The 26,050-nt window shown below is 69.2% G+C and carries 21 protein-coding genes; 7 read left to right on the forward strand and 14 right to left on the reverse strand.

The annotated features are described in order from the left end of the window. On the reverse strand, positions 1-1,061 hold a 1,061-nt coding region (locus K2R93_16745; GenBank protein ID MBY0491487.1), incomplete at its 3' end, for a glycosyltransferase family 2 protein. A gap of 164 nt (positions 1,062-1,225) precedes the next feature. Here K2R93_16745 and K2R93_16750 point away from each other — a divergent pair. Genes K2R93_16750 through K2R93_16760 form a run of 3 tightly spaced genes read left to right on the forward strand, consistent with a single transcriptional unit; the run spans position 1,226 to position 4,362 of the window. Continuing rightward, positions 1,226-1,939, forward strand: a complete 714-nt coding sequence (locus tag K2R93_16750) for a hypothetical protein (GenBank protein MBY0491488.1) — start codon at positions 1,226-1,228, stop codon at positions 1,937-1,939. 54 nt (positions 1,940-1,993) lie between these two features. Then, positions 1,994-2,557, forward strand: coding sequence for a hypothetical protein (locus tag K2R93_16755; GenBank protein MBY0491489.1), 564 nt, complete (start codon positions 1,994-1,996; stop codon positions 2,555-2,557). Next, positions 2,554-4,362, forward strand: a complete 1,809-nt coding sequence (locus tag K2R93_16760) for a hypothetical protein (GenBank protein MBY0491490.1) — start codon at positions 2,554-2,556, stop codon at positions 4,360-4,362. The genes K2R93_16755 and K2R93_16760 overlap by 4 nt, the downstream gene beginning before the upstream one ends. Positions 4,363-4,485: 123 nt before the next feature. Here K2R93_16760 and K2R93_16765 read toward each other — a convergent pair whose 3' ends face one another. The 7 genes from K2R93_16765 to K2R93_16795 all read right to left on the reverse strand — a co-directional run bounded on the left by K2R93_16765 (position 4,486) and on the right by K2R93_16795 (position 12,440). Continuing rightward, the gene (locus tag K2R93_16765; GenBank protein ID MBY0491491.1) at positions 4,486-6,036 is read right to left on the reverse strand and encodes a peptide MFS transporter; all 1,551 of its coding nucleotides are present in this window, start codon (positions 6,034-6,036) and stop codon (positions 4,486-4,488) included. Further along, positions 6,033-7,028, reverse strand: a complete 996-nt coding sequence (locus tag K2R93_16770; protein ID MBY0491492.1) for an ABC transporter ATP-binding protein — start codon at positions 7,026-7,028, stop codon at positions 6,033-6,035. Before K2R93_16770 ends, K2R93_16765 begins: the two co-directional genes overlap by 4 nt. Next, positions 7,025-8,050: an ABC transporter ATP-binding protein gene (locus K2R93_16775; protein MBY0491493.1), complete on the reverse strand. Its 1,026-nt coding sequence runs from the start codon at positions 8,048-8,050 to the stop codon at positions 7,025-7,027. Before K2R93_16775 ends, K2R93_16770 begins: the two co-directional genes overlap by 4 nt. Beyond that, on the reverse strand, positions 8,047-8,877 hold the full coding sequence (locus K2R93_16780) for an ABC transporter permease (GenBank protein ID MBY0491494.1): 831 nt from the start codon (positions 8,875-8,877) through the stop codon (positions 8,047-8,049). Before K2R93_16780 ends, K2R93_16775 begins: the two co-directional genes overlap by 4 nt. Positions 8,878-8,885: 8 nt before the next feature. Continuing rightward, positions 8,886-9,848 (reverse strand): ABC transporter permease, encoded by a 963-nt coding sequence (locus tag K2R93_16785; GenBank protein ID MBY0491495.1) that lies wholly within the window; start codon positions 9,846-9,848, stop codon positions 8,886-8,888. A 29-nt stretch (positions 9,849-9,877) separates the two neighbouring features. Next, positions 9,878-11,548, reverse strand: a complete 1,671-nt coding sequence (locus K2R93_16790) for a peptide ABC transporter substrate-binding protein (protein MBY0491496.1) — start codon at positions 11,546-11,548, stop codon at positions 9,878-9,880. 88 nt (positions 11,549-11,636) lie between these two features. Next, positions 11,637-12,440: a hypothetical protein gene (locus K2R93_16795; GenBank protein MBY0491497.1), complete on the reverse strand. Its 804-nt coding sequence runs from the start codon at positions 12,438-12,440 to the stop codon at positions 11,637-11,639. A 103-nt stretch (positions 12,441-12,543) separates the two neighbouring features. On the opposite strand from K2R93_16795, the gene gcvP reads away from it, so the two are divergent. Beyond that, positions 12,544-15,444 (forward strand): aminomethyl-transferring glycine dehydrogenase, encoded by a 2,901-nt coding sequence (gene gcvP / locus K2R93_16800; protein MBY0491498.1) that lies wholly within the window; start codon positions 12,544-12,546, stop codon positions 15,442-15,444. Positions 15,445-15,884: 440 nt separating this feature from the next. Here gcvP and gcvH read toward each other — a convergent pair whose 3' ends face one another. The 3 genes from gcvH to K2R93_16815 all read right to left on the reverse strand — a co-directional run bounded on the left by gcvH (position 15,885) and on the right by K2R93_16815 (position 17,857). Further along, a complete protein-coding gene (gcvH, locus tag K2R93_16805) occupies positions 15,885-16,268 on the reverse strand; it encodes a glycine cleavage system protein GcvH (GenBank protein ID MBY0491499.1) in 384 nt (127 codons plus the stop codon). Between the two features lie 26 nt (positions 16,269-16,294). Continuing rightward, entirely contained in the window at positions 16,295-16,933 is a 639-nt protein-coding gene (gene coaE, locus K2R93_16810) for a dephospho-CoA kinase (GenBank protein MBY0491500.1), read from the reverse strand. 108 nt (positions 16,934-17,041) lie between these two features. Further along, positions 17,042-17,857: a helix-turn-helix domain-containing protein gene (locus K2R93_16815; GenBank protein ID MBY0491501.1), complete on the reverse strand. Its 816-nt coding sequence runs from the start codon at positions 17,855-17,857 to the stop codon at positions 17,042-17,044. Positions 17,858-18,046: 189 nt separating this feature from the next. Here K2R93_16815 and K2R93_16820 point away from each other — a divergent pair, with 189 nt between their 5' ends. Beyond that, positions 18,047-20,665, forward strand: a complete 2,619-nt coding sequence (locus tag K2R93_16820) for a PAS domain S-box protein (protein MBY0491502.1) — start codon at positions 18,047-18,049, stop codon at positions 20,663-20,665. A 71-nt stretch (positions 20,666-20,736) separates the two neighbouring features. Here K2R93_16820 and K2R93_16825 read toward each other — a convergent pair whose 3' ends face one another. Continuing rightward, positions 20,737-21,348, reverse strand: a complete 612-nt coding sequence (locus tag K2R93_16825) for a thymidine kinase (GenBank protein MBY0491503.1) — start codon at positions 21,346-21,348, stop codon at positions 20,737-20,739. Positions 21,349-21,351: 3 nt separating this feature from the next. Beyond that, positions 21,352-23,223 carry a DEAD/DEAH box helicase gene (locus K2R93_16830; GenBank protein ID MBY0491504.1) on the reverse strand — a complete coding sequence of 624 codons (1,872 nt, stop codon included), beginning with the start codon at positions 23,221-23,223 and terminating at the stop codon, positions 21,352-21,354. Between the two features lie 229 nt (positions 23,224-23,452). On the opposite strand from K2R93_16830, the gene K2R93_16835 reads away from it, so the two are divergent. Then, positions 23,453-24,643, forward strand: coding sequence for a pyridoxal phosphate-dependent aminotransferase (locus tag K2R93_16835; GenBank protein ID MBY0491505.1), 1,191 nt, complete (start codon positions 23,453-23,455; stop codon positions 24,641-24,643). 14 nt (positions 24,644-24,657) lie between these two features. After that, a complete protein-coding gene (locus K2R93_16840) occupies positions 24,658-24,936 on the forward strand; it encodes an Lrp/AsnC ligand binding domain-containing protein (protein ID MBY0491506.1) in 279 nt (92 codons plus the stop codon). Between the two features lie 112 nt (positions 24,937-25,048). Here the strand turns inward: K2R93_16840 and K2R93_16845 are convergent, their stop codons facing one another. Beyond that, positions 25,049-26,023 (reverse strand): hypothetical protein, encoded by a 975-nt coding sequence (locus tag K2R93_16845; protein ID MBY0491507.1) that lies wholly within the window; start codon positions 26,021-26,023, stop codon positions 25,049-25,051. Positions 26,024-26,050 lie beyond the last annotated feature (27 nt).

A 26,050-nucleotide genomic window follows, 5' to 3' on the forward strand; every position in this document is an offset into this window, starting at 1 on the left:
CGCGGCTTGGCCGGGCGCTCGGCGCGCGGCTCGGACCGCTCGGTTCGTTCCGCGCGCTCGGGCCGTGGCGCACGCTCCGGGCGTTCCGCCTTGGCCGGACGGTCCGTGCGCTCCGGGCGCTCCGGGCGCTCCCGGTCGCGCTCCCGTCCACGGCGGCCACGCGGTTTCTCCGGTTCGCCATCGATGCCGCGCGAGCCATCGCGTTCGCGGATCTTCTCCCGCAGGCGATCCACCGACAGTTCCGGCGCTTCCTCGCGGCGCTTGCCACCCTGCCCACGCTGGGCGCGGCGTTCGCTCTCCGGCAGCGGTTCGGCGCTCGAGCCCACCACGGCACGACGGCCACGGGCGCCCCACGCCCACTTGAGCGCGCTCAGGGCATCGCGCAGCGCCACCCGGCGCGTTTCGCGCATGCGCACGCCGTAGGTGGGTTCCATCGGCACCGCTTCCACCCGGCGGGCGTGCGGGGCGAGGCGCAGGAGCAGATCGGCGTTCGTGGTCCAGGTATCGCCGGTGACAAGCGGCGCATCGCCCACGGCGCGCATCGCGTCACGGAGCGCGGAGATGCGGACGAGCCGCATCGACGCGGTGGTGTCCTTCACGCCTTCGACGCGCACAAACGGGCGCATGGCCCACTGGGCCGCCTTGAAGAGGCGGCGCACCGCGACCGGCGCATCGGCCACGCCCATGCGCTCGCCGACCACCAGATCGGCGCCGCCCTCGAAGCGACGCGCGAACTCCGGGACGATTCCCGGCGGATCGGTGAAGTCGCCCTGGAGCAGCAGCACCGCGTCCCGTCGGGGGTAGCGGGTCTGCTGGGCCACATAGCGCAGGACCCGGTCCACGGCCCCGGCGTAGCCGAGGGGCTTGTCGCCGCGGATCACGGTGACCGGCATCGCCTGCTCGTACTGGCTCGCCACATCCGCGGTCGCGTCGGTGCTGGCGTCGTCGTAGACCACGACTTCGTACTCGCGCGGGAACTCGGCGAGCACCGTCCGGATGCGCCAGAGGAGCACCCCGATGGTGGCGACCTCGTTGTGCGCGGGAATGGCCAGGTAGAGCACGGGAACCGGTGAAGGGACGAACGCGCCGGACCCAAAAGTCTGGCGGAGCAGTGTGCGTCCGATAATAACAGATAGGGGGCTCCAAATGGGGCCCGGCGTCCGGTGGTGGGGTATCACCCCGGGCGGTAGGGAAACAGGCACCGTTCGTCTTCGGAGATCGCTGCATGATTCTCGCAAATACGCGGGCCCGGCTTGGCCGGGGAGATGCCCAGCTGGTGCTGCGCCTGGTGGCGCAGGGCTCGGCCCGGGCGCAGGAGCAGGCGGAGGGCACCTTGGCCGACCAGGGGCTCGATCCCCTGCTCGATGATCCGCGGCTGCTCGATGGGCTGCTGCATGCCCGGCAGGGGGCGCACGCCTCGCTCCCGCTCTTCAGCTACGTGGTGGTGCGGCATGCGCTGCGCCAGTCGGGGGTGGAGGAGCGGGTCATTGCCGACTACGTGGCGTCGTTGCTGCTGCACTTTGGCCAGCGGCAACGCGCCCGTCAGATCGCCGATCACGATGACGCGACCTACGACACGCTCGCGTCGCTCGGGGACGAGGTCGAGGCCTCGGATGCCACTCGCAGCTTCCTCGCGCGTGCGCACCTGGGGAACTACGCCCTCTGGCTGAGCGGCCTTTTTCCGGATCACATCGAGCAGCGGCGCTGGCGGCGCGGTGGGCCGGATCTGGGGTACTTCGAGCAGATGGGTCAGCGGGGGTTCCGCCTGGCCGCGGATCATCGCCTGGCCAATGAGCACGGCCTCGCGCCGCTGTTCGCCGTGGCGGCGGAGCGCTTTCCCACGCTGCGGGTGGCCCTGAACCGCGTCAGCGACCGGCTGCTGTTTCCGCATGTCCACACGCCGGAACGGCTCATGCGTCAGGTGCGGGACATGACCTGACGCGACCGGACCGGACCGGTGGCGAGCGGCGGCGGCACCACTCACCTTTCCGGCATGTTCGATGACCTTCGCGAGACGCTGCGCAACCTGTCCGGCCGATTGGATCCCGATGAACGCCGTCGCATGACGGCGGGCATGCGGGAGGCGCTCATCCACGCCAAGCTCGGCATCAAGGAGCTGCAGGCGGCGCTGGCCCTCACGGACACGCGGCTGACGGCGGAACGCACCGAGCTCGACACCGTGCGCCGTCGTCAGGGCTACGCGGCGGATATCGGCGATACTGAGACGGTCGCGATCGCCGAGCGGTTTGCGCAGCAGCATGCGGAGCGTGTCGCCGTCCTCGAATCGAAGCGCATGGTGCAGCAGCAGGAGCTCGATCTGGCGGAGCGCGAGTACGAGTCGATGTCGGTGGAGTTGCGTCGCATCATGTCCGGCTCGGCGCCGCAGGCGTCGACGCCGGAGATGGACGCCAAACGCGAGATCGACGCGCTGCTGTCGGATGAACCACTCGACCCCGCGGGGCGCGGCGAGGAGCCGCCGGTGCGTCGCACGCGGGCGGAGCGCGAGGCGGATGCCGAGGCAAGGCTCGCCGACATGAAGCGCCGACTCGGCATGTGATGCGTCCCCGTCCGGAGTCGTGGTGGCGCCCGCGGTGCGTGCGCCTCGGCTGGCGTGTCGGCGGCGGTGCCGGCTGTGCGGTGGCCCTGTTGGCGGCGACGGCGACGCTCCCCGCGCAGAACGCGCCACGGCCGGCGGTGCAGTCGAGCCGCGGGCGTCTCGCCGTCACCGGCTGCGCCGGACAGCCGATCAGCGACATCGTGGTCATCACACAGCCGCCGTTCGCCGAAAAGCTGCCAGCGCGGCTCGAATTCGTGCGCAAGACGGTGCGTGACTTGCACGCGAATACGCGCGAGGAGCTGGTGCGCCGCTTTCTGCTGCTGCGGGTCGGCGACGCGTGCAATCAGATCCAGCGCGCGGAATCGGAGCGCATTCTGCGGGCGCAGCCCTTTTTCGTGGATGCGCGCATCCGCGTGTACGATGACGAGAATGGCGGCGTACGGCTCGAGGTCGAAACCCGCGATGACGTGAGCCTGCTCTTCTCGCCGGTCATCGTGGGGAAGTCGCCGTATCTGCGCGCGATGCAGATCGGCGACGGCAACCTGGGCGGGGAGGCGCAGCGGGTCGTGGCGCGCTGGCGCGATGGCATGGGGTATCGCGATCGCGTCGGGCTCGAGTACGCGAACTATCTCTTCGGCGCCGCGCGCAATGAATTACGGGTGAATGCGCAACGCACCGAGTTCGGGTACAACTCGGAAGCGCAGGTGGTCCGCCCGTACTACACCGATCTCCAGCGCTCGGCATGGCTGATGAGCTACGGCGCAGCGCGCGAGCCCGACTTCTTCGGCCGACAGAGTGATTCGGCGCGCGTCGTGCTCACCTCCCGTGAATACGGCCAGATCGGCGGTCTGACGCGTTTCGGCAGTGTGGGGCGCCTCAAGCTCCTCGGGCTGTCGTTCACGCGGGAGCGCGAGCGGCAGGAGCCGAACTGGCTGCGCTACACGGATACCGCGCTGGTGCCCGATCGGTCGATAAGCGGCCCCCCGCCATTTCGTGCGCAGAATGTGGCGCGCATCAACGCCCTGTTGGGGCTGCGCGCCATTCGCTTCGTGCGCGTGCAGGGGTTCGATGCTCTCACTGGTGCGCAGGACGTTCGCGTGGGCGCCCAGTTGGGGCTGATGGCCGGCCAGTCGCTCGCGTTGTCGTCGGGACTCGATCGTGATCGGTTTGTCGCGACCGGGGTGTACCTCGGCGCCGGCAACGAGAAGTGGTTTGTGGGGGCCCAGGGCATCACTGAAGGACGCTACGATCGCAACACCGGGCGATGGCGCAACATGGTCGCGAGCGGGCGCGCTGCGTGGTACTTCCGCCCCGCCGTGCGCCAGACGACCATCGTGCAAAGTGAATGGGCCTTTGGTCGCGACATGGAGAGCCCGATGCAGCTCACGCTCGCCGATCGTGTGGGCGGTCTGCTCGGGCATCGCCGTTCGATCGACGCCGGTTCCGGGCGCCTCCTCTTCCGCGCCGATCAACGGCTGGTGGTCCCCACGCGCTTCAATATTGCGGATATCGGCTTCGCGGGGTTCGCCGAAGCCGGTCGCCTGTGGGATTCGCCCACCGTACCGTTCACGGTGAACACCGCGTGGCGCGGCGCCGTCGGCGTGTCGCTGCTCGCGGCGCTGCCGCCGAGCTCACGCCGTCTCTGGCGTGTGGACTTCGCGCTGCCGGTGAGTGGCGATCCGTACCGGCGCTTTCAGGTGCGCTTCTCCGGGATCGATCGCAGCCGCGTCTTCTGGATGGACCCGCAGGATGTGCAGTGGTCGCGCGAGCGCACGGCGCCGACCAGTCTGTTCAACTGGCCGTAACGCAATCAACAAACGGCTCGCACAGGGCCCACAAAGAAACACAGAGGGCGCCGTGGAGGCGTGGTCCACGGTGCCCTCTGTGTTTCCCTGTGGTCCCTGTGCGAGCCGTTCGCCGTGCTCTCCCTACGCGGCGCCCTCGTCCTTCACGCCCGCCATCATGTTGCGGATGGGGATGATCATCGCGGCGATGATCGCCGTCGAGACGAACAGCGCGATCGCGGTGCCGTTGAAGACAATCGGGGTCTGCTCGAGCTTGGTCGGGTCCACGCGGCCGCCGACGAGGCCGGCGACGAGATTGCCGACGGAGGCGGCGAGGAACCAGATGCCCATCATCTGCCCGACGTACTGGCGTGGGGCAAGCTTGGTCATGGACGAGAGCCCGACCGGACTCACGCACAGTTCGCCCCACGTCTGGAGCAGATAGCTCGCCACGAGCCACCACGGGGAGACGAGTGTCTTACCACCGCTGGCCACGACATCGTTGGCGGCGAACAGCATGAGCAGGAAGCCCACGCCGGCGAAGGCGAGGCCGAGGGCGAACTTGGACGGGCTGGAGATCTCGAGCCCGCGCTTCGCCATCCACACCCAGAGTGCGGCGAAGATCGGCGAGAAGATGATGATGAACAGCGAGTTGACCGACTGGAACCACGTGGCCGGCACTTCCATGCCGAACATGTGGCGGTCGGTGAAGTCCTTGGCAAAGAGCTGCAGCGACGTCGGCGCCTGTTCGAACGCGGCCCAGAAGATCGCGGCGAACACGAACAGGACGAAGATCACGGCCGAGCGCTTCTTCTCCTGCGTGGTAAGCCCGCCGAAGGCAAAGATGAACGCGAAGAAGGCGACCGCGATGCCGACGAGAATGAACGTCATCGCGCCGCCGATCGCGAGCGGGTCGAGCGTGATGACGCCGGTGTAGGCGAGCACGAAAACGAGGGCGAGCACCGCGACACCGGCCGCCGTCACCATCTTCACGGTGCCTTCCCGCTTGGCCTGCACGGCGGGATTGGGGTCGCGCACGATGTCTTCGCCAAGCTTGCCGAGCAGCTTGGGCGCACCGATCCAGAACGACACGAGACCAAGGGCCATGCCCACGCCGGCGGCGCCAAAGCCCCAGTGCCACCCCACCTTCTCGCCAAGGTACCCGGTCACCAGCTGCCCGAAGAAGGAGCCGGTGTTGATGCCCATGTAGAAGATCGAGAAGCCGGCGTCGCGACGGGCACCGCCTTCCGGATACAGATCACCCACGATCGCCGAGATGTTCGGCTTGAGCAGCCCCGTGCCGCACACGATCAGCACGAGCCCGAGGAAGAAAAACGTCTTGCCCAGTCCGGCGCCGGCAAAGCCGGACAAGCCGATCGCCAGGTGCCCGCTCGTGATGAGCACCGCGCCACTCAGAATGGCGCGGCGCAGTCCGAGCCAGCGATCGGCGATCCACCCGCCGGGGAGCGAGGCGAGGTAGACGCACGCGGCGTAGATGCCCACGATGGCCGAGGCCTGCGTGCGCTCGAAGCCGAACCCGCCTTCGTTGAGCGCGGCCGCCATGAACAGCACGAGCAGCGGACGCAGTCCGTAGTACGAGAACCGCTCCCACATCTCGGTCGTGAACAGCAGGCCGAGCCCTTTCGGATGGCCAAAGAAGGACCGATCGGTAGACGGTGCGTTGGGGTTGGTCACGGGGGAGACACGGTGGTGGGAGGTTCCTTGATGCAGGCGACGAAGTGTCCCGGCGCCTTTTCATCCAGCGGCGGAACGATCTGCGTGCACGCCGCATCCTTGCGGGGATGCGGGCACCGTGGGTGAAACACACAGCCGCTCGGCGGGTTCGCCGGTGACGGCGGATCGCCGGGGAGCAGAATGCGCGGACGCTCGGCGCCGGGGACCGGCACCGGCACCGCACTCAGCAACGCCTGCGTGTACGGCATGCGTGGCGTCGCGAAGAGCGCCTTGCGCGGGGCCAACTCGACAATGCGCCCCAGGTACATCACCGCCACACGATCAGCCATGTGGGCGACAACGGCGAGGTCATGCGCGATGAACAGATAGGAGAGCCCGCGCTGCCGCTGCAGGTCGCGCAGGAGATTCACGACCTGCGCCTGCACGCTGACGTCGAGCGCCGACACCGGCTCGTCGCACACGATGAAGCCGGGTTCCACGGCGAGGGCGCGCGCGATACCGACGCGCTGTCGCTGGCCGCCGGAAAATTCGTGCGGATAGCGCGCGGCATACTCCGGGCGCAGGCCGACTTCATCGAGCAACCGCGCGACGCGCCGGTCGGCCTCTGCACCTTCGGCCAGCCGATGCACCAGCAGCCCTTCCTTGATCGCCGCGCCCACGGTCATCCGTGGATTGAGCGAGCCATAGGGATCCTGGAAGATGATCTGCAGATGCCGGCGCATCTTGCGCAGGGCTTCGCCCTTGAGCGCCATGAGATCGGTGCCGTCGTAGTGCACCGAGCCGCTGGTGGGTTCGATCAGGCGGAGCAGCGAGCGCCCGGTGGTGGTCTTGCCACATCCGGATTCGCCGACGAGCGCGAGGGTTTCCCCGCGGGCCACGTCGAAGGACACCTGGTCCACGGCCTTCACGGCGCCGGTCACGCGCTGGAGCAGTCCCGAGCGGATCGGAAAATGCTTGGTCAGGCCATGGACGGAGACGAGCGGCGTCGTCACGGGGTCGCTCCGTGCGCGGCCGCCGCTCGGCGCTGCGGTTCATCCACCAGATGGCAGCGGGCGCGATGGGCCGGACTCACCGGATACAGCGGCGGCACTTCGGTCGCGCAGCGGTCCCACGCGTGCGCGCACCGGTCGCGGAACGCGCAGCCCGAGGACAACTGGCCGAGGGGCGGCACCGATCCGCTGATGGTAGTGAGGCGCTCCTGTTCCTCACCGAGACGCGGCACGGCGGCCAGCAGCCCCTCGGTGTACGGATGCGACGGCGCGGCAAAGAGGTCGCCGACCGGCGCTTCCTCCACGATGCGACCGGCGTACATCACGATCACGCGCGACGCCATCTCGGCGACCACACCGAGGTCGTGGGTGATGAGCAGCAGCGCCATGCCGGTGCGCGCGCGCAGGTCGCGCAGGAGTTCGAGGATCTGCGCCTGAATCGTGACGTCGAGCGCCGTGGTGGGCTCATCGGCGATCACGAGCTTGGGCGAGAGCACCAGCGCCATCGCGATCATCACGCGCTGACGCATGCCCCCCGACAGCTCATGCGGATACTGTTTGGCGCGGGTGGGGGCATCGGCGATCCCCACCTGCTGCAGCATGCGGACGGCGCGGTCCCACGCCTCGCTCCGCGACGCCTTCGTGTGGACCCGCACGACCTCGGCGATCTGATCGCCAACGGTCAGCACGGGGTTCAGGGCCGTCATGGGCTCCTGGAAGATCATCGCCATGTGCTGGCCGCGAATCTGGCGCAGCGATTCGTCATCGAGCCCGAGCAGGTCGCGGCCGTCGAACGCGATGCGGCTCCCGGTGGCCAGCGACCCGGGCGGTGGCACGAGGCGCAGCAGCGAGAGTGCGGTGAGTGACTTGCCGCAGCCGGATTCGCCCACGAGGCAGACGGTCTCGCCGGCGTCCACGGTGAACTGCAGCGTGTCCACGGCGCGTACCGGGCCCGCCGCCCCCGGAAAGGTCACGGTCAGGGCGGCCACGCTGAGCAGTGGCGAGGAGTCGGTGGGGGTGGTCACGGCTCAGCAACGTGGCCCGGCGCGAACCGGTCGCGCAAGGCATCCCCCGCCACATTGCAGGCGAGAACGGCCAGCAGGGTAGCCATCCCCGGGAAGACGGTGATCCACCAGGCCGTGTCCATGACCGGGGCGCCGTCGCCGATGATGGTCCCCCAGCTGGCGGTGGGCGGCTGCACGCCCAATCCGAGAAAACTGAGCCCCGCCTCGAGCCCGATCGTGCCGGCGATGGCGAATGTGCCGTTGATGATGAGGATCGGGAGGACGTGCGGCAGCAGGTGTCGCGCGATGAGGCGGAGGGGGCGCACCCCCGTGGCCCGGGCCGCCACCGAAAACTCGCGCTCGCGGAGCGCGTCGAGTGCGTCGGCAACCTGACGGGCCGTAGCAAACCAGCCGGTCAGCCCGAGGAGCAGGACGAGCCCCACGAGTGAGAGCTTGCCCGTCACCGCGCCCACTGCCAGCACCATGAGCAGGCGCGGTACGGACAGCCCCACGTCGAGCAAGCGGCGCAGCAGCAGCTTCCATCCACCGCTCGCGAGGGCCGTCATGGCGCCATAGGTGGTCCCCGCCCCGAGCCCGACGAGCACCGAAGCCAGCGAGACGGCGAGTGAGATCTGCGCCCCGTGGAGCACCCGGCTCAGCACATCGCGCGAGAACGCGTCGGTGCCGAACGGATGCGCGAGCGACGGGGCCTGGCTGCGCAAGGCCAGCAGTCCCAACTGTTCGTTCGGCGGATACGGTGACAGCAGCGGTGCCGCCAAGGCGACGCCGGCGAGCAGGGAGAGCAACACGATCGCCTGTCGTTCGGCACGTCGCGTGGAGCGGAGCACGGCGGCACTCACGTGGTGCCCGTGCGCGGCGCGCCGGTGGCGGTGCGCACGCGCGGATCGACGACGGCGCGCAGCAGTTCCGCCGCGGCCGCACTGGTCGCGGTGAGGGCACTGCCGACCACCACGATGCCGCTCACCACCGGGTAATCGCGCGCCATCACGGCGTGCAGCAGCAGCGTGCCGACGCCTGGCCAGGCGAAGACCTGTTCCACGAAGACGACGCCAGCGAGCCAGGCGGGCAGGAGCAAGCCGGCGAGGGTGACGACTGGCAGTGCGGCCACGCGCCATGTGCTGAAGAGCACGCGCCGACGGGCAAGCCCCTTCGCGCGGGCGGTCTGGACGAAGGGTTGCCGGAGGGCGTCGTCCATGCTGTCGCGCTGATAGCGCGCAAACGTCGCCACGCCCACGGCGGTGAGCGCCGCGACCGGCATCACCAGGTGCGCGAGTCGGTCCTTGAGTTGTGCGAGCGGACCGAGGTACTCGTAGGTGTCGCTGGTCACGCCGTTCGCCGGCAACAGATGCCAGTGTCGCGCAAAGAGCAGGGCCAGAGTCATCGCGAGCCAGAACTCCGGCACCGAGTACACCACCAGCAGGAGCCGATCGGTCCATCGGTCACGCCGGCGTGAACGCCACGCCGCTTGCCACACGCCGACGCCCATCCCCAGCAGCGCACTCAGGGCGAAGGCGGGGAGCACCAGCATGGCCGTTGCCGGCAGCGCCGTGGCCAGCAATGCTGTCACCGGGCGGTGTTCGCTGATCGACATCCCCAGATCACCCCGGGCCAGCGTCAGCACCCATCGCAGATACTGCGTCGGCAGGGGCTGATCGAGCCCATAGGTCTGTCGCAGCTGCTCGCGCATCGCCGGCGTCGCGGTGTCGCCAAGGGCATTGGCCGCGTCGCCCGGGGCCAGATGCAGCGCGACGAACGCAAAGGTGGCGGCCGCCACGGTCACGGCCACCACCTGGCCCACGCGGGCCGCGAGCTGTCGCGCGAGCGTACTCAGCGCTTCGCTCCGAGCCCGATGTTGTCGCGGTCCAGCCGCGGCTTGGTGGGATCGAGATGCCACTCGGCGAGATCCGTGTACCAGCCGTCGGGACGCAGCGGCGGCAGCACGAAGCGCGTGTGCACGGCGAGCGGCGTGTGCTGTTCATAGAGCCACACGGCCGGCGCATCGTCGATGATCTGCTGGAAGGCGCGGCCCCAGTACACGCGACTCTGCGTGCGGTCGAATGTGGTGAGGGCGCTGTCGAGCAGCGCGTCGAACGCCTTGCTGACGTACTTGGGGTCGTTGCCGCTCCCGGTCGACGCCCACGTCTGCCGCATGCCGACGTTGCCCGGGATGGGGGACCAGCCGCCGAGGTAGGTGTCGAACTTCTTCTGTTCGGTGCGGGCGCCGAACTCCGGGCCCGGCAGATCCAGCGGCGTGGCTTTCACACCGATCGCGCGATACTGCTCCTGCAACAGCACCGCATACTTGCGCCGCGGTCCGCTGCTGCTCGGCGACAGCATCTCGAAGGCGAGCGGAATGCCGTCCTTGTCGCGTACGCCGTCGTTGTCGGAGTCACGCCACCCCGCCGAATCGAGCAGCGCCTTGGCGGCGGCCACATCGTAGGGGAGCGGCTTGATGGCTGTGGTATCGGGAATGAGCGCGCGCGGCGCCGGGGCCAGCGCCACTTCGCCGAGCGAGTCGAGCACGTTGCGCACCAGCGTCTGCCGATCCACCGCCATGGACAGCGCGCGCCGCACGCGGAGGTCGGCGAAGATCGGATTGGGAGCCGCCGGGTTCTTCGGATCCCGCAGGTTGAAGCCCAGGAAGTAGTACCGCAGATCGCGATTGTTCACGACCCGCAGCGTCGGGGTCTGCGCCACCTGCGGCAGATTCTCCGGGAGAATGTTCTCGAAGAAGTCCGCCTCTCCGGAGAACAACTTGACAGTGGCCGCCCCGAAGTCGGGCACATATGTCCACACGACCCGATCGAGCTTGGCGCGACCGCGGTAGTTGGCGGTATCGCTGGCGATTTCGATGCGCTGCTTGGGATCCCACCGCACAAAGCGGAACCGCCCGGTCCCGACGGGGGCCCGACCAAAGGCGCTTTCGGCGAGACGGGTGAGCGGCACGCTGTCGAGCAGATGCGACGGCAGCACATACATGTGGTAGGTGGCGTCGTAGAACTGCTGCGGCATGCGGCGCTTGAACCAGAAGACCGCCGTGTGAGCGTCGCGGGTGGTGACCGAATCGATGTTGCCCAGAAACGACGCGGCTTCGGCGCCCACCGAGTCGCTGCTGTACACGCGGAAGGTGAAGCGCACATCGGCCGCGCTGACGGGTTGGCCGTCGTGCCAGCGGGCGGTGGAATCGAGTTGGAAGGCAATGGACAGCGAGTCCGGTGCCCACTGCCACGTGCGGGCGAGTCGCGGCACGAAGCCGGAGTCGCCATGGGTCTCGAGGGCCGGCCCGAGGTTGGCCAGCTTGTCGAAGAGGGCACTCACCACGGCCCCGCCTTCGCTGCCACTGACCAGCGGCGGCATCAGGGTGGCCGGCTCACGCGCCGAGACGGCGATGAGGGTGCCGCCGATATCGCTGCCACCGGCGGGCGCCCCGTCGCCACGACAGGCAGCCAGGACCGGGGCCAGAAGCAGAACGAGGGACCGGAGGGGCGACAGTCGCATGAGGATCGGAGCGAGAAGCGGAACGGAATCGGCCATCACCGGGCTGACAACGGGCGTGACGCCGACGAGGTACGATGCCCGCTGCGCCTCAGCGGCGCCAGAGCCACGACGGATCGGCGAAGTGCCCGCGCTGTGATGCGATGGCGCGCTGGACGTCGGCAGACGGCGCAAAGGGCTGGCATGTCACATCGCGCGCGTGCGGCGCCCACGTCGGCAGCACGGCTTCGAGCGCGTCCGCCAGTGTCGCCGCGGTGACCAGGGGGGCGATCTGCGCCAGGGCCGCGGCCGGCGGCGCGAGCGGGAGGGGGTGCTGTGCCGCGTCGGCGAGGCGCGCCTGATCGTCGTGCCAGAGAATGCTGCCGTGCTGCAGATAGCCGCCGCCCTGCCGCCAGACGGCGCTCCCGACCAGCTTGCGCCCGTCCACCACGATCTCGCCTTCGGCCGGTGCTTCGAAGCACACCGGGCCATCCGGCGGGAGGGCCGGTGCCGCGCCGGCCAGCTCGGCGGGCACACCCACCGCGTGCAAGGTGGCGAGCAGCAGGCGGTTGATCGCGTCGTAGGCGGCCCGCCATCCCACGTGGGCGGGCAGCGGACCGGTGACGCTGTAGGTGACCTCGCGGGCATGCAGTAACGCGCGCCCCCCGGTGGGGCGACGCACGGCGTCCAGACCGGCCGCCCGCACGCTCGCCGCGCTGAAGCGTCCGGACGTGGCTTCGTGACGCCCGAACGAAATGGTCGGGGTCTCCCACGCGTACCAGCGCCACACCATGCGGTCAGTCTGGACTGTGGCCAGCAGCGCGGCGTCGGTGGCCATGTTGGTCGCACCGTCGGCCGCGCCATCGCGCCAGATGGCCCAGGTGGTGGGCAGATCGGTCATCGGCATGGCGTGCATCGGCGTTAAATTATCAGCCGGCCGTCGCGTGCGACGCGATCGGCCCACCGCTCCGACGCTTGCACCGACCGGCGCCTGCCCGGTCTGCTTTTCTCCCCCGAGGATGGTCATGGCCACGCGCACCCCTTCGTCCGCGCCCTCCGCGGTCGATTCGTTCATTTCGCGCCACGTGGGTCCGAGCTCCGCTGAACAGCGGGAGATGCTCGCGGCGCTTGGATACGACTCGCTCGATGCGTTCATCGACGCGGTCGTGCCCGAGCAGATCCGCTTCCGCGCTACGCTGGCCACCGGGCCCGAGCGCACCGAGGCGGAGGTGCTCACGTCGCTCAAGGCGATCGCGGCGAAGAACCGCGTGTATCGCTCGTTCATCGGCATGGGGTACTACGGTACGCACACGCCGAACGTGATTCTGCGGAACGTGATGGAGAATCCGGCGTGGTACACGGCGTATACGCCGTACCAGGCCGAGATCGCGCAGGGGCGTCTCGAGGCGCTGCTGAATTATCAGACGATGATCATCGACCTGACCGGGCTCGAGATCGCGAACGCGTCGCTGCTCGATGAAGGCACCGCCGCCGCCGAGGCGATGGCGTTGGCCTACGGCGCCAAGGGGAGCGCCACGCGCAACGTGCTGCTCGTCGCGAACGACTGCCACCCGCAGACGATTGCGGTGGTCGAAGCGCGCGCCCACGCGCGCGGCGTCGAGGTCAAGGTGGTCGATCCGCGCACGCTCACGGCTGACGAGACGACGTTCGGCGTGCTGCTGCAGTATCCCGGCACGGATGGCGCGGTCGTGGACTATCGCGCGATTACCGAACAGGTGCATGGGGCCGGTGCGATGGTGATCGTGGCGAGCGATCTGCTCGCGCTGTGCCTGCTGACGCCGCCGGGGGAGTGGGGCGCCGACATCGTGGTCGGCAGCTCGCAGCGCTTCGGCGTGCCGATGGGCTACGGCGGCCCGCACGCGGCGTTTCTGTCCACGAAGGACGAGTTCAAGCGGCTGCTGCCGGGGCGCATCATCGGGCTCTCGCGCGATGTCGAAGGTGCGCCGGCGCTGCGCATGGCGCTGCAGACGCGCGAGCAGCACATCCGCCGCGAGAAGGCGACCAGCAATGTCTGCACGGCGCAGGTGCTGCTGGCCGTGATGGCGAGCATGTACGCGGTCTACCATGGCCCGGCGGGACTGACGGAGATCGCCGAGCGGGTGCACACGCGTGCCGTCACGCTCGCGGCGGGGCTCGAGAAGCTCGGCTTCGCCATCACGCACGAGCACTTCTTCGACACGATCCGCGTGGAAGTGGGGGCGCATGGCCAGGATGACATCCTCGCCGCCGCCACGCAGCACCAGCTGAATCTGCGGGTGCTCGAGCCCGGCACGCTCACGGTCGCACTCGACGAAACGACGTCCGAGCAGGACATCGTGGACCTCTGGACGGTCTTCAATTCGGGCGCGGCGGTGGATTTCACCTACGCCGATGTGGCGGCCAGCGTGGATGCGCGCTACGACGAGCGCTTCCGCCGCGTGACGCCGTTCCTCACGCACCCGACGTTCCATCGCTACCACAGTGAGACGGAGATGCTCCGCTATCTCTACTCGCTGCAGGCGAAGGACTTTTCGCTGGTGCACGGCATGATCCCCCTCGGGTCGTGCACGATGAAGCTCAATGCCACCGCCGAGATGATCCCGGTGACGTGGCCCGAGTTCGGGCAGCTGCATCCGTTCGCGCCGCGTGAGCAGGCGCAGGGCTATGCGCAGATGTTCGCCGAGCTCGAGCAGGACCTGGCCGAGGTGACGGGCTTTGCCGGTGTCTCGCTGCAGCCGAACGCTGGTTCGCAGGGCGAGTATGCGGGGTTGCTGGTCATTCGTGCGTATCATCAGGCGCGCGGCGAGGCGCATCGCACGGTGTGTCTCATCCCGCAGAGCGCACACGGCACCAACCCGGCGTCGGCGGTCATGGCCGGCTTCTCGGTGGTGGTCGTGAAGACCGACGCCGACGGCAACATCGATCTGGCCGATCTCAAGGCGAAGGCCGAGCAGCATTCGGCCAACCTCGGGGCGCTGATGGTCACCTATCCGAGCACGCACGGCGTGTTCGAGGCGAGCATCAAGGACATCACCGCGCTGATTCATCAGCACGGTGGGCAGGTGTACATGGACGGCGCGAACATGAACGCCATGGTCGGCGTGTCGCGCCCGGGGGATCTCGGCGCGGACGTGTGCCACCTCAACCTGCACAAGACGTTCTGCATCCCGCACGGCGGCGGTGGCCCGGGCATGGGGCCGATCGGCGTGGCGAAGCAGCTGGTGCCGTTCCTCCCTACGCATCCGGTCGTGTCGCTCGGTGACAGCACCGCCATCGGTCCGATCTCGGCGGCGCCGTGGGGGAGCGCGAGCATCCTGCCCATCTCGTACGTGTACATCAAGCTGATGGGCGGCGAAGGGCTCGCCCTCGCCACGAAGGTCGCGATCCTCAACGCCAACTACATCGCCAAGAAGCTCGAAGGGCACTACCCGGTGCTCTATCGTGGCCAGAACGGCCTGGTGGCGCACGAGTGCATTCTCGATACGCGCTCGCTCAAGACGGTCGCCGGCATCGAAGCGGAAGATCTGGCCAAGCGGCTCATGGACTACGGCTTCCACGCGCCGACGCTGTCGTTCCCGGTGGCCGGCACGCTGATGGTCGAGCCCACGGAAAGCGAGTCGAAGGCGGAGCTGGATCGCTTCATCGAAGCGATGATCGGCATGCGCGAAGAAATCGCGGCGATCGAGCGTGGCGAAGCGGATCGCGAGGACAACGTCCTCAAGAACGCGCCGCACACGGCCGCGCACTGCACGGCCGACGCGTGGACGCATCCGTACTCGCGTTCGCAGGCGGCGTATCCGACCAAGTGGACGCGCGACCGCAAGTTCTGGCCGACGGTGCGTCGCGTCGAAAGCGCGTTTGGCGATCGCAACCTGGTGTGCGCGTGTCCGCCGGTGGAGGAGTACGCGCCGACGGTGTGAGTCGCGCGTGGTGAGTGGTGGGCTCGGCTTCGGCTGAGCGGGGGCGGGCGGCGGTATCGCGACCGAGGGCCCTCTCCGGGGTTGGGAACCGCCTGCGGCGCTTCCCAAGCCCGGAGAGCTTCCCTCGGTCGCGACACCGCCGCCCGCTTCGCATTCCCGACCGCGCTGCACTGCGGGGCGCGGCTCCTGCGGAGCGCGCCAACTGGGCCGGAGGTGGGGAGCGCCCCCAGGTGTGCGTGTGAGGTCGGGGGCCTAGGGAGTGGCGGCGGTCTCGTGGACGGTCGAGCTCTCCCGGCTTGGGAATTGCCGCAGGCGATTGCCCAACCCGGGAGAGGCGATCGTCCACGAGACCGCCGTCACGACCCACGCACGGACCGCAAGAACGCCAAAGGGCGCCCCGACTCGGGAGCGCCCTCGATGCAGCGACCGCAGCGCGCCGCTTATTCGCCGAGCTGCGTCTTGTAGGCGTCGGCCGACATCAGGTCGGCGTCGCCGCCCGTCACCTTCACCTTGATCATCCAGCCATCGCCGTACGGATCGGTGTTGATGAGCGCCGGCTCGCCGTCGAGGCGGCCGTTCACTTCGAGCACTTCGCCGGCGACCGGCATGAACAGCTCGGAGACCGCCTTCACCGCTTCCACCGTACCGAACACGTCGTGCGACCCGTACGTGGCGCCGACCTTCGGCAGTTCGACGTACACGATGTCGCCGAGCTCGCCCTGAGCGTAGTCGGTGATACCGATGTAGACGACGCCCGCCTCGGCGGTCGAGCGGACGTACTCGTGCTCCTTCGTATAGCGCAGGTCGCTGGGGATGTTCGACACAGGGGCTCCAGAGGGTGGAAGAAATCTCAGGCCGAAGTATCCGCCACGGAGCCCGATTCCGGAAGCGGGGCGAGCGCCTGAAGCGTGCGCCAGAGCGCCTCGACCTGAGCCGTGAGTGCCTCCGGCGTCCCGTCGTTTTCAAGGATCCAGCGCGCCCCCGGCCGCTTCCGGCTGGCCGGCCATTGGGCGGCGATCATCGCCTGCGCATCGGCCGGGGTCAGGCCACGGTCGCGCACCAGCCGGGCTTCGCGCTCCGCCTCGGGCGCATCCACCAGAATGACGCCGTCGAAGGCGCGCTCGAGCCCGACCTCGAACAGCAGCGGGATGTCGGAGATCACGATCCGGTCGCCGCGTGTCCGGGCGGCGGCGAGCGCCCGCTCGCGCAGGCGGGCGACTTCGGGGTGGACGATGGCATTGACGGCGGCACGCGCCGCCGGATCCGCAAAGACAATGGCCCGCAGCGCGGCGCGGTCCAGGGCCCCATCGGCGTCGAGCACGCCGCGGCCGAAGCGCTGCACCACGGCGGCCAGCCCCGCCGTGCCCGGCGCCACGGCGTCGCGGGCCAGGACATCGGCATCGATGATCGTGGCGCCATGCGCCGCCAGCAGACGGGCCACCGTGGACTTGCCGGAGGCAATGTTGCCGGTCAGGGCGAGGCTGAGCATGGTCGCAAGATACTGCGTGGCGGCCGATCAGCTTCGGGCCCGGGGGGAACAGCAAAGGGCCCCGGCGTTGCCGGGGCCCTTTGCTGGTACCGATTCGCGGCGTCGCGCTCAGGCGGCCTGCGAGTCGTGCACGTCGTCTTCGTGATCGGCGACTTGCCGGCGCTTCTCGCGATTCACGAGCAGCTCCTGAATCACCCACTGCGCACCGCCGCGGAGGCGGATCTGGTGCGGTGTGCATCCCAGGTAGCGCTGGCAGGTGTTGCGGAAGGCCGAGCCCGACGGGAAGTCGAGGGCGCTGGCCACGCCGTCGGCGCTGCGGGAGCCGTCTTCGAGCATGCTGGCGGCCACGATGAGGCGCCCCCACGTCAGCAGCTGATGCGGCGGCGGCAGCTGCGCGCCTTCGAGTCGCTTCGACAGCAGGCGACGCGACACGGCGATCAGACGGGCCAGACTGTCTGGCGTCAGGCGCTCATGCGCACGCGTCACCGACAGCATGACGGCGTCGCGCACCACACTGCGCAGGCCCGCGAGGTGCGGCTTGAGCAAGCTCGAGACGCTGCGCGCCTCGGCCTGATCGAGCAGCGCCGCCAGGATCTGCGGCGTGTCGGTTTCATCGGCGACGACGAGCACGTCGATGCCGCAGCGGCCGGCGTCGAACATGTCCTTCGCGCGTTCGCGCGAGACATCGACATAGGCCACAAGCGCTGCGCGGGGAACCCGCACGCGGAGTTGGCGGACACGCTCGAAATCAGCGCGACCGTCGACATAGAGGTCGAAGACGACCACGTTGATCGGCCCGCGCTCACAGGCGCGGGTCAACGAGGTCCAGTCTTCGCACGGCACGAAGCGATAGCGGTCACGGGCGGCCGAGCGAAGTCGGGCCAGCCGTGATTCGTGCGCGAGCAGCGTCGCGATTACGCCCATGCGACGATCCGTTCGAAGGAAGTGAGAGAAAGGGCCGATGACATCACCCCCTTGACGAGGCGATGGGTTTCAGCGTCACAGCCCGGGTCTGGGGCGCCCCGTCACCGGGGGTGGTGATGGTGCCGCAACTCGCTGTCTCCGTTAACATTCGGGCATCCCACCCGCCCTTTCCCCGTTCCGCCGCCGCCCGTGGATTCTCGGCTCGCCGACCTGTTGACCGCGCATGACGCGCTGGGCGAGCCGTTGCTCGTCGTCGACGAGGGTGGCCAGATCCTCGGGATCAATCAGAGCGCCGAGCGCCTCTTCGCCGGCGGGGTCCTCCCACCGCGCCTGCTCGATCCGCCAACGGACCCCGCCGCCACCGCGTCCGAGTCAACCGAGCTGCGCGTGGGTGACGGCGCCGATGCCCGCGTCTACGCCTGCTCCTTCGTGCGCTCGCCCTTTGGCCGGGAGTGGCTCTGGCGTGCCAGCGATGTGACGGTTTGGGCCAGTCGTGCGCAACAGGCGACCTCCGAAGTCCTCGCCACCTCCGAATCCCGTCTGCGCGGCGTGCTCGACGCGGGCTTTGACGCGTTCGTGCTCGCCCGTGCCGTGCGCGCGGAGGATGGCCGGATCGCCGACTTCCGGATCCTGCACGCCAATCAGCGCGCGGCCGATATGGTCGAGGGGACGCGGGAAGCGCTGATTGGCGCCTCGCTCTTCGAGCGATTCCCGCGCAGTCTCGACTGGGGGCTGTGGGACCAGTGCTGTCGCGTGGTGATCTCGCAGCAGCCACTGGAAGCCACCCAGCTCGCCCCCACCGCGGATCAGCCGGCCCGCTGGCTCCAGCGCCAGCTGGTGCCGGTGGATACCGATTGTGTGGCCATCAGCTCGCGGGATGTCACGGCGCAGCACCTCGAGCGCCTGTCGCTGGAAGCGAGTGAAGCCCGGCATCGCCAGCTGTTCGAGAACAACGGCGCCATTCAGCTCCTGGCCGATGTTGAAACCGCCGCCATCGTCGACGCCAACCCGGCCGCCGAGGCGTTCTACGGATGGCCGCGCGCGATTCTGACCACGATGTTCGTCACCGATCTCGAGACGATCTCGTTGGAGCATTGGCGCGAGCTGACCGCGAGCATCCCGGTGGGCACCGGCCTCCGCGTACAACGGGAGCACCGCATCGCGATCGGCGAGACGCGTCAGGTCGAAGCATTCATTGGCGTCGCCCGGATTTCGCAGCGCCGCGTGCTGCATCTCATCATTCACGACATCTCCGACCGCGTGCGCGCCGAGCGGCAGTTGCGCGAGTCGGAAGTCCGGTTCCGCGCCGTGATTGCGGGCATGCGCGAAGGCGTGGTGCTGCACGATGAGACCGGCGCCATTCGCATCTGCAATCCCAGTGCCGAGCGTATTCTCGGTCTGACGGCCGCGCAGCTCATGGGACAGAAGCCGGTCGATCGCGACTGGCAGGCGGTGCGTGAAGATGGCTCCGAATGGCCGGCCGCCGAGCATCCGGCCATGGTGGCGCTCCGCAGCGGTGTGAGTCAGCCCCGGCAGATCATGGGCGTTCGGCGCGGCGATGACATCTTCGCGTGGCTCAGCGTCACGGCCGATCCGCTGACCCGACCGGGGGAGCAGCGTCCGTATGCGTCGGTGGCGGTGTTCACCGATGTCACCGATGAACGCGCGTCGGAAGAACGGTTGCGGCAGGCGCAGAAGCTGGAAGCGGTGGCGCAGTTGGCAGGCGGCATCGCGCACGACTTCAACAACCTGCTGACGGTCATTCGTGGCGCCACGATGTTCCTGCGCGACGGTCTGGGTGAGGACAATCCGCAGATCGAAGATGTTGCTGCGATCGATCGGGCCACCACGCGCGCCGAAGAGCTCACGCGTCGGCTGCTCGCGGTGGGGCGGCGCCAGCTGCTGCGCACCGAGCCGGTGGATCTGGGTGCGCTGCTCAAGGATCAGCTGCCGATCATCCGGCAGGAGTTCCCGCTCGCGATCGCCGTCAAGCTGGATTTGAGTCCGACGCCAGTCATCGCCTCCGTTGACCGCACGCGTCTGCTCGATGCCCTGCGCGCACTCACCGACAATGCGCGCGCGGCCATGCCCACCGGTGGCACGCTCACGCTGCGGACCGCGATGACCTCCGTGCGGCATCCGCACGAGTCGCGTGAGGATGCGCGCCCGCGTCCGTTTGCGGTGCTCACCGTTGCCGACACCGGCCTCGGGATGCGGGAAGAGATTCGGGCGCGGCTCTTCGAGCCCTTCTTCTCCACGCAGCCGTTCGGCGCGAATCGCGGGATGGGGCTCGCGTCGGTGCACGGCATGGTGCACCAGATCCGCGGTTTCATCGAGTGCGAGTCGGCCCCGAACGAAGGCACGACCGTACGCCTCCATCTGCCGGCCGCGGGGACGCCGCCGCTGGGCATGCCCATGGTGCGCACCGAACCGGCGGATACGCGTACGGGTGGCATTCTGCTCGTGGATGATGACCTGATGCTGCGCGATCTCGGGCGCCGCATGCTCGAGAAGCTGGGCGAGGTCGTCTACGTCGTGGGCTCCGGCGCCGAAGCGCTGGAATTCCTGGCGCAGCGCGCGCCCGACGTGTCCCTGATGCTCACCGACCTCACCATGCCGGGAATGTCCGGGCTCGATCTGATCGATGCGGTGAAGGTGCAGTACGCCGGGCTGCCGGTGGCCGCGATCAGCGGCTATGTGGTGAATCCGGACGCGCGCGCGCGACTGGATGCGCGCGGCGTGCCGTTTCTCCCCAAGCCCTTTGCCGTACCCGATCTCGCGCGCCTGATCGCCAACGCGCGCGGGTAACCCGCGCGCAGAGCGTACACGCATCGCGCACGCGCACAGCGTGCGCGCACAGCGCGCGTTAGGCGCCGTGGCTACAGCAGTTGCTGCTGGGCCTCGTCGCGCCGCGGCACGATATGACAGGCCCGGCAGCGGGCCTCGTATGAGTCCGCCGCGCCCACCATGATGACCGGCGAATCGTAGGGGGCGGGTTTGCCGTCGATGAGCCGCTGATTGCGGCTGGCCGGCGAGCCGCAGAGCACGCAGATCGCGTGCAGCTTGTCGACGACCTCGGCCACGGCCATGAGCTGCGGCATGGCGCCGAAGGGCTCGCCGCGGAAATCGGTGTCGGTGCCGGCGCAGATGACGCGGCGCCCGCGTTCCGCGAGCGCCGTGGCCACCTGCACCACACCGGCATCCAGGAACTGCGCTTCGTCGATGGCAATGACCTGCGCCATCGGATCGAGGCGTAGCATGATCTGCGACGACGAATCCACCGGCGTCGCATCGAACGTGCGCTTGTCGTGACTGGAGACGGCCCACAGGCCGGCGTACCGGTCATCGAGATGGGATTTGAACACCTGCACCCGCTTGCGGGCGATGTTCGCGCGGCGCACGCGACGGAGGAGCTCCTCCGTCTTGCCGCTGAACATCACGCCCGCCACCACCTCGATCCAGCCGCCCGACGCCTGGAAGCTGCCCTGCACGATTTACTCCTGGTTGTCCTGGCCAAACGGACGACGCGGCGGCCGCTTCGCATGCTTCATGCGCTCGGCGCGCTCCGACCACTCAGCGCGATTCTCGGTGCGTTCGCGAATGGGACGATCGCCGAACGCGCGACGTTCATCGTCGGCGCGCACCGGACGGTTCCCGCCGCGCGGCGGGCCACCAAAGCCCCGCCCACCGCGATCCCCGCGATCGTCGCCCCGATCGAAGCTGCGCGCCGGACGCTCGCCGCGCGAGCCCGACCGGTCGCCACCGCCAAAGCGCGGCCGCTCGCCGCGATCCCCGCGGTCACCGCGGTCGCTCCGATCGCCACCGAAGCGCGGGCGGTCACCACCGCCACGCGGCCCACCGAACCCTCGGCCGCCGCGATCACCGCCACGGTCACCACCGCGCGCCCCACCACGCTCGCCGCCGCGTTCATCGATGCGGGCGCTCAAGCGACGGCCACGCAGCGTGGCACCGCTGAGTGCCTCAACCACCTTGGCGGCATCATCGGCCGCGAGTTCCACGGTCGTGTGCGATTCGTACAGCTCCACCTGGCCGATCCGCTCGCCCGGGATTCCCGCCTCGTTGGCGATGGCGCCCACGATATCACCGACGCGCACCTCGTCGCGCTTGCCGGCCGCCAGGAACACCTTGAGGCGTCCCGACGCTGGCGTCGCCGCGCTCTCCCCACGCGCATCGCGCGGAGCGGTGGGCTTGGCACCGGCCGCGGCGGCCCGCGCCTTGGTCGCCGCCACGTCACGCTTCGCGCCTTCGTAGAGGCGCAGGGCGGCGCAGGCGATCTCCAGGGCATCGTACGAATCGAGCAGCGGCGCGAGCAGCGCCATTTCGCTCGCCGTGGCGCCGCCGTTGAGCAGCGTGGAGCGCACCGCGGTGCGCAGCTGCTGCACACGCTCTTCGGCGTGCGCCTTCTTCGGCGCCGGCGTCCACGCTTCGGCCAGATTGTGCGTCATGCGCCGGAACGCGGGCAGCTCGTCGGGGAGGAGCAGCGCGACGGCATCGACCGGACGCACGGCCAGCGCTTCGGCGAGGGCTTCATACGACGTGGGCGCTTCCCAGAGCACCGTCATCGCGACGTGCTGCGCGGTGGGCTGGCGCACCACCTGCACGAGCAGACCGTCCACCGTAAGCCCGAGGCGCGTCAGCGCATCCGTGGCCTGCTGGACCCCCTGATCGGTATGGGCGACCACGGCGAGCGACGGCGGGTCGGTCTCGTCGAGCACCGCGCGCAGCGCTTCCGCGCGGCCGGCGGCCGACGTGATCACGAAGCGCGGCGTGACGGCGAGCGGCGCATCGCCCACGAGGGGCGGGGCGATGCGGCGGGCGCGATGCATCTGCGCCTCGAGGAACGCCTCGGTCTCCGGCGACTCGCTGTCGAGCGTGGCGACACGGCCGACGTCACCCGGGGCATCCCCGAGGAGCGTCTGCAGCGTGTCGGCGCCGCCGTTGGCAAGGATCTCGTCGAGGCCGATGATGACCACCGTCTGCAACTGCTCGAGGTCGAGGGCCGCATCACGGCGGAGCGCGAGCAGGTCGCTCGGCGCGCCGGTCACCACGGCCACCGGACCGGCGGCGAGAACGCGGCGGGCGCGGGTCACGCCCGAGACGGGCACGACGCGGGCGGCATCATCACTGAGGAGGCGACGGGCCTGATCGGCCGCGGTCAGCGCCTGATCGGGCGTGGGCGTGATCACCAGGCAGGTCGGGGCGGCGTCCTGGCCACCCGCACGGCTCCGTTCAATCCCCGGCCGCATGGCAGCGGCCATCATCCGCACATCGGCGGGTCCCTGCAGCACCACGTGCTGGCTCCGCGTCGCCCCTGGCGACGTCTCTTCCCGTTCCTGCTCGCTCACGTCCCGCTCCGTCAGTTGTCAGAAAAGGCCGACCGCCCAACGGTCGGCGCTGCGCGTCCCAATGACGCCTCTCGATCGCCCGCGTTTCCCTGAGGAACCCACGCGTGGCGCCCTCCCGTGGCGCACGCTTAATTGCGGGCGACACTCGTCCGGACTGGTCCATCCACCGGCCGAACCATGGAACCTAGCTGGTTCCGTCGGGAAAATCACCCTCGATGTCGTCCCTTTCATGTCGCTGCTGTTCCAGCCGTCGGCCAACATCGCCCGCCTGAAGGAGTCAGCCACCCTGGCCGTGGCGGCCAAGGCCCGCGCGCTTCGCGCCGCCGGCCAGCCGGTCATTGACCTCGGGGCGGGGGAGCCGGACTTCGATACCCCGCAGTTCATCCGGGATGCGGCCGTGGACGCCATGAACGCCGGCCACACGCACTACACGTCCACGGAAGGGATCCCGCCCCTTCGCGAGGCGATCGCCGCCGACGCGAACCGGCTGCAGGCCCAGGGCGCCCCGGTGACCGCCGCCGAGGTGGTGGTCTCGAATGGCTCCAAGCAGTCGCTCTACAACGCCTGCGTGTGCTGCTTTGGCCCCGGTGATGAGGTGCTGATCCCGACGCCGGCGTGGATGAGCTACTACGAGATGGTCGATCTGGCGCGCGCGACGGCGGTCCCCGTGTACGGCGATCCGGCGAACTCGCTCAAGGTCACCGCCGACATGCTTGCCGCAGCCGCCACGCCGCGCACGAAGGGCGTGATGCTCTGCTCACCGAGCAACCCCACCGGCGCGGTGTACACCGCTGACGAGCTGCGCGCGATTCTCGCGCTCGCCGCCGAGCGGGGATGGTGGATGATCGCCGACGAGATCTACCGCCGTATCGCGTATGAGGGTGGGGCACATTCGTCGCTCGAGCTGGCGCCGACGCGCGAGAATCTCATCGTGGTGAACGGCGTCGCGAAGGCGTACGCCATGACCGGGTGGCGGATCGGTTGGACGATCGCGCCGGTCGCGGTGAGCAAGGCGATGACGGCGTTCCAGGGGCACACCACATCGAACGCGAGTTCGATTTCGCAGTACGCCACGCTGGCGGCCATGTCACGGGTAGAGGAAGCCGACGCGGCGGTGAACGCCATGGTCGCGAGCTTCCGTCAGCGTCGCGACGCGGTGGTGCGCGCCCTCGCGGCGTTCCCCGGCGTGCGCTACGTGCACCCGGCGGGGGCCTTCTACGTGTACATGAACGTCGAGGGCTTTCGCGGCGCCGCCGATCCCGGGGCCGCGTTCGCCGCGGCGGTGCTCGACGAGTATCAGGTCGCGTGCGTGCCGGGCAGTGCGTTTCTCACGCCTGGCTGGGTACGCGCCAGTTATGCCACGACCGAGTCGGTTGCCGTCGACGGGGTGACGCGCATGGCTCGCTGTCTCACTGCCTGACCGGAGTCGGCTGCATGATCACCACCATCGTTCTCATTCAGGCGGATCCCAAGCACATCACCGCCTGCGCCACCGCGCTGGCCGGTATCGGCGGCGTGAGTGAGGTCTACTCGGTCTCAGGCGCCTGGGATCTCGTGGCCATTGTCCGCGTCCCCGATCTCGAGCAGATCGCCACGGTCGTGACGCAGGAATTTGCCAAGGTCCCCGGGATCATCCGCACGCAGACGCTCACCGCGTTCCGCGCCTACAGCAAGCGGGATCTCGAGCAGGCATGGGACATAGGAGTAGAGTAGGGCTGGCATCGCAATTCAGGAGCCAGGGGGGAGGGCTGAGGGGGAAGTCCGATCACTCCCCCCTTAGCCCTTCCCCCTGGCTCCTAGAATGCGGACTGTCCGCCCGCTCTCCTCACCCGTGGCATCGCGCCCGTTCGTACTTGAACTGCTCATGCCACGCATCGATGTCCCACTTGAGGGCATAGGTGACGAGCGTCCACTTCGGATCCTGCAGGCCGAAGAAGAGTTCCGCCTTGCCGTCATGATCGGCATCGAAGGCGCCCAGGAAGCGGCGGCGCGGCTGGTCCTTGGCGTTGCCCACGGTCTTGAACACGTAGGTGGGCTTGAAGCCGTAGACGCCCTTGTCGAGCACCACGATGAGGTGACGCGGGCGCTGCGCGATGGGGGGGATGCTGTCGGGGAGCGCATCGGGATCGTCGTAGGTGACGACGATCGTTTCGGTGCGTGATGCGCCGGTGGGCACGATGAAGACGTTGCGCTGGTAGCGGCCGATCATCGACGGCGCGATGCCGGCGGAGGGCGCGATGAGCGTGGCGATGGAGCTGAGAGCCACATCGCGCGCGCTCCCTTCCAGCGGCGCCACCGCGGCGGGCTTGAGATCCTTGCCGCTCGCGACCAGCTGCACATCGGCGGGCAGATCGACGAGCGCCGCCGGCGGCATCACCTGACAGCCGGCGAGGGTGTCGAGCGCCGCGCCCTCCCACATGCCCCGGCGGATCGGCACCGGCGGCAACAGATCGCCACCGCGTACCGGGACGACCGACTTGCTGCTGTGCATGTACTCGAGATCGAACAGCCGCCACCCGCGATCGCTCATGAGCATCGGCTCGAACCCGGTGGTGCCACCGGTCGCCACCGGGATGATCTTGGTCCCGGCCTTGTCGCGCACGACGCGATACACGACATCCGGACGCCCCGCCACAAGCGAGCTGTCCCCCTGCCAGACCGGATCCCCGGTCTGTGGGTTGAGACGCGCCTTGAGGCTGTCGCAGGCGCTCAGCCCGGCGGACGCCAGCAGCAGCGCGGGCGTGAGGGTGATACGAAGCCAGGCGGCCACAGGGCGCCGGCGAAGGAACAGGGGAATCATCACAGTAGGCAGTTTCGTCCGACAACG

The sequence above is a fragment of the Gemmatimonadaceae bacterium genome, assembly GCA_019752115.1.
Classification (GTDB): domain Bacteria; phylum Gemmatimonadota; class Gemmatimonadetes; order Gemmatimonadales; family Gemmatimonadaceae; genus Gemmatimonas.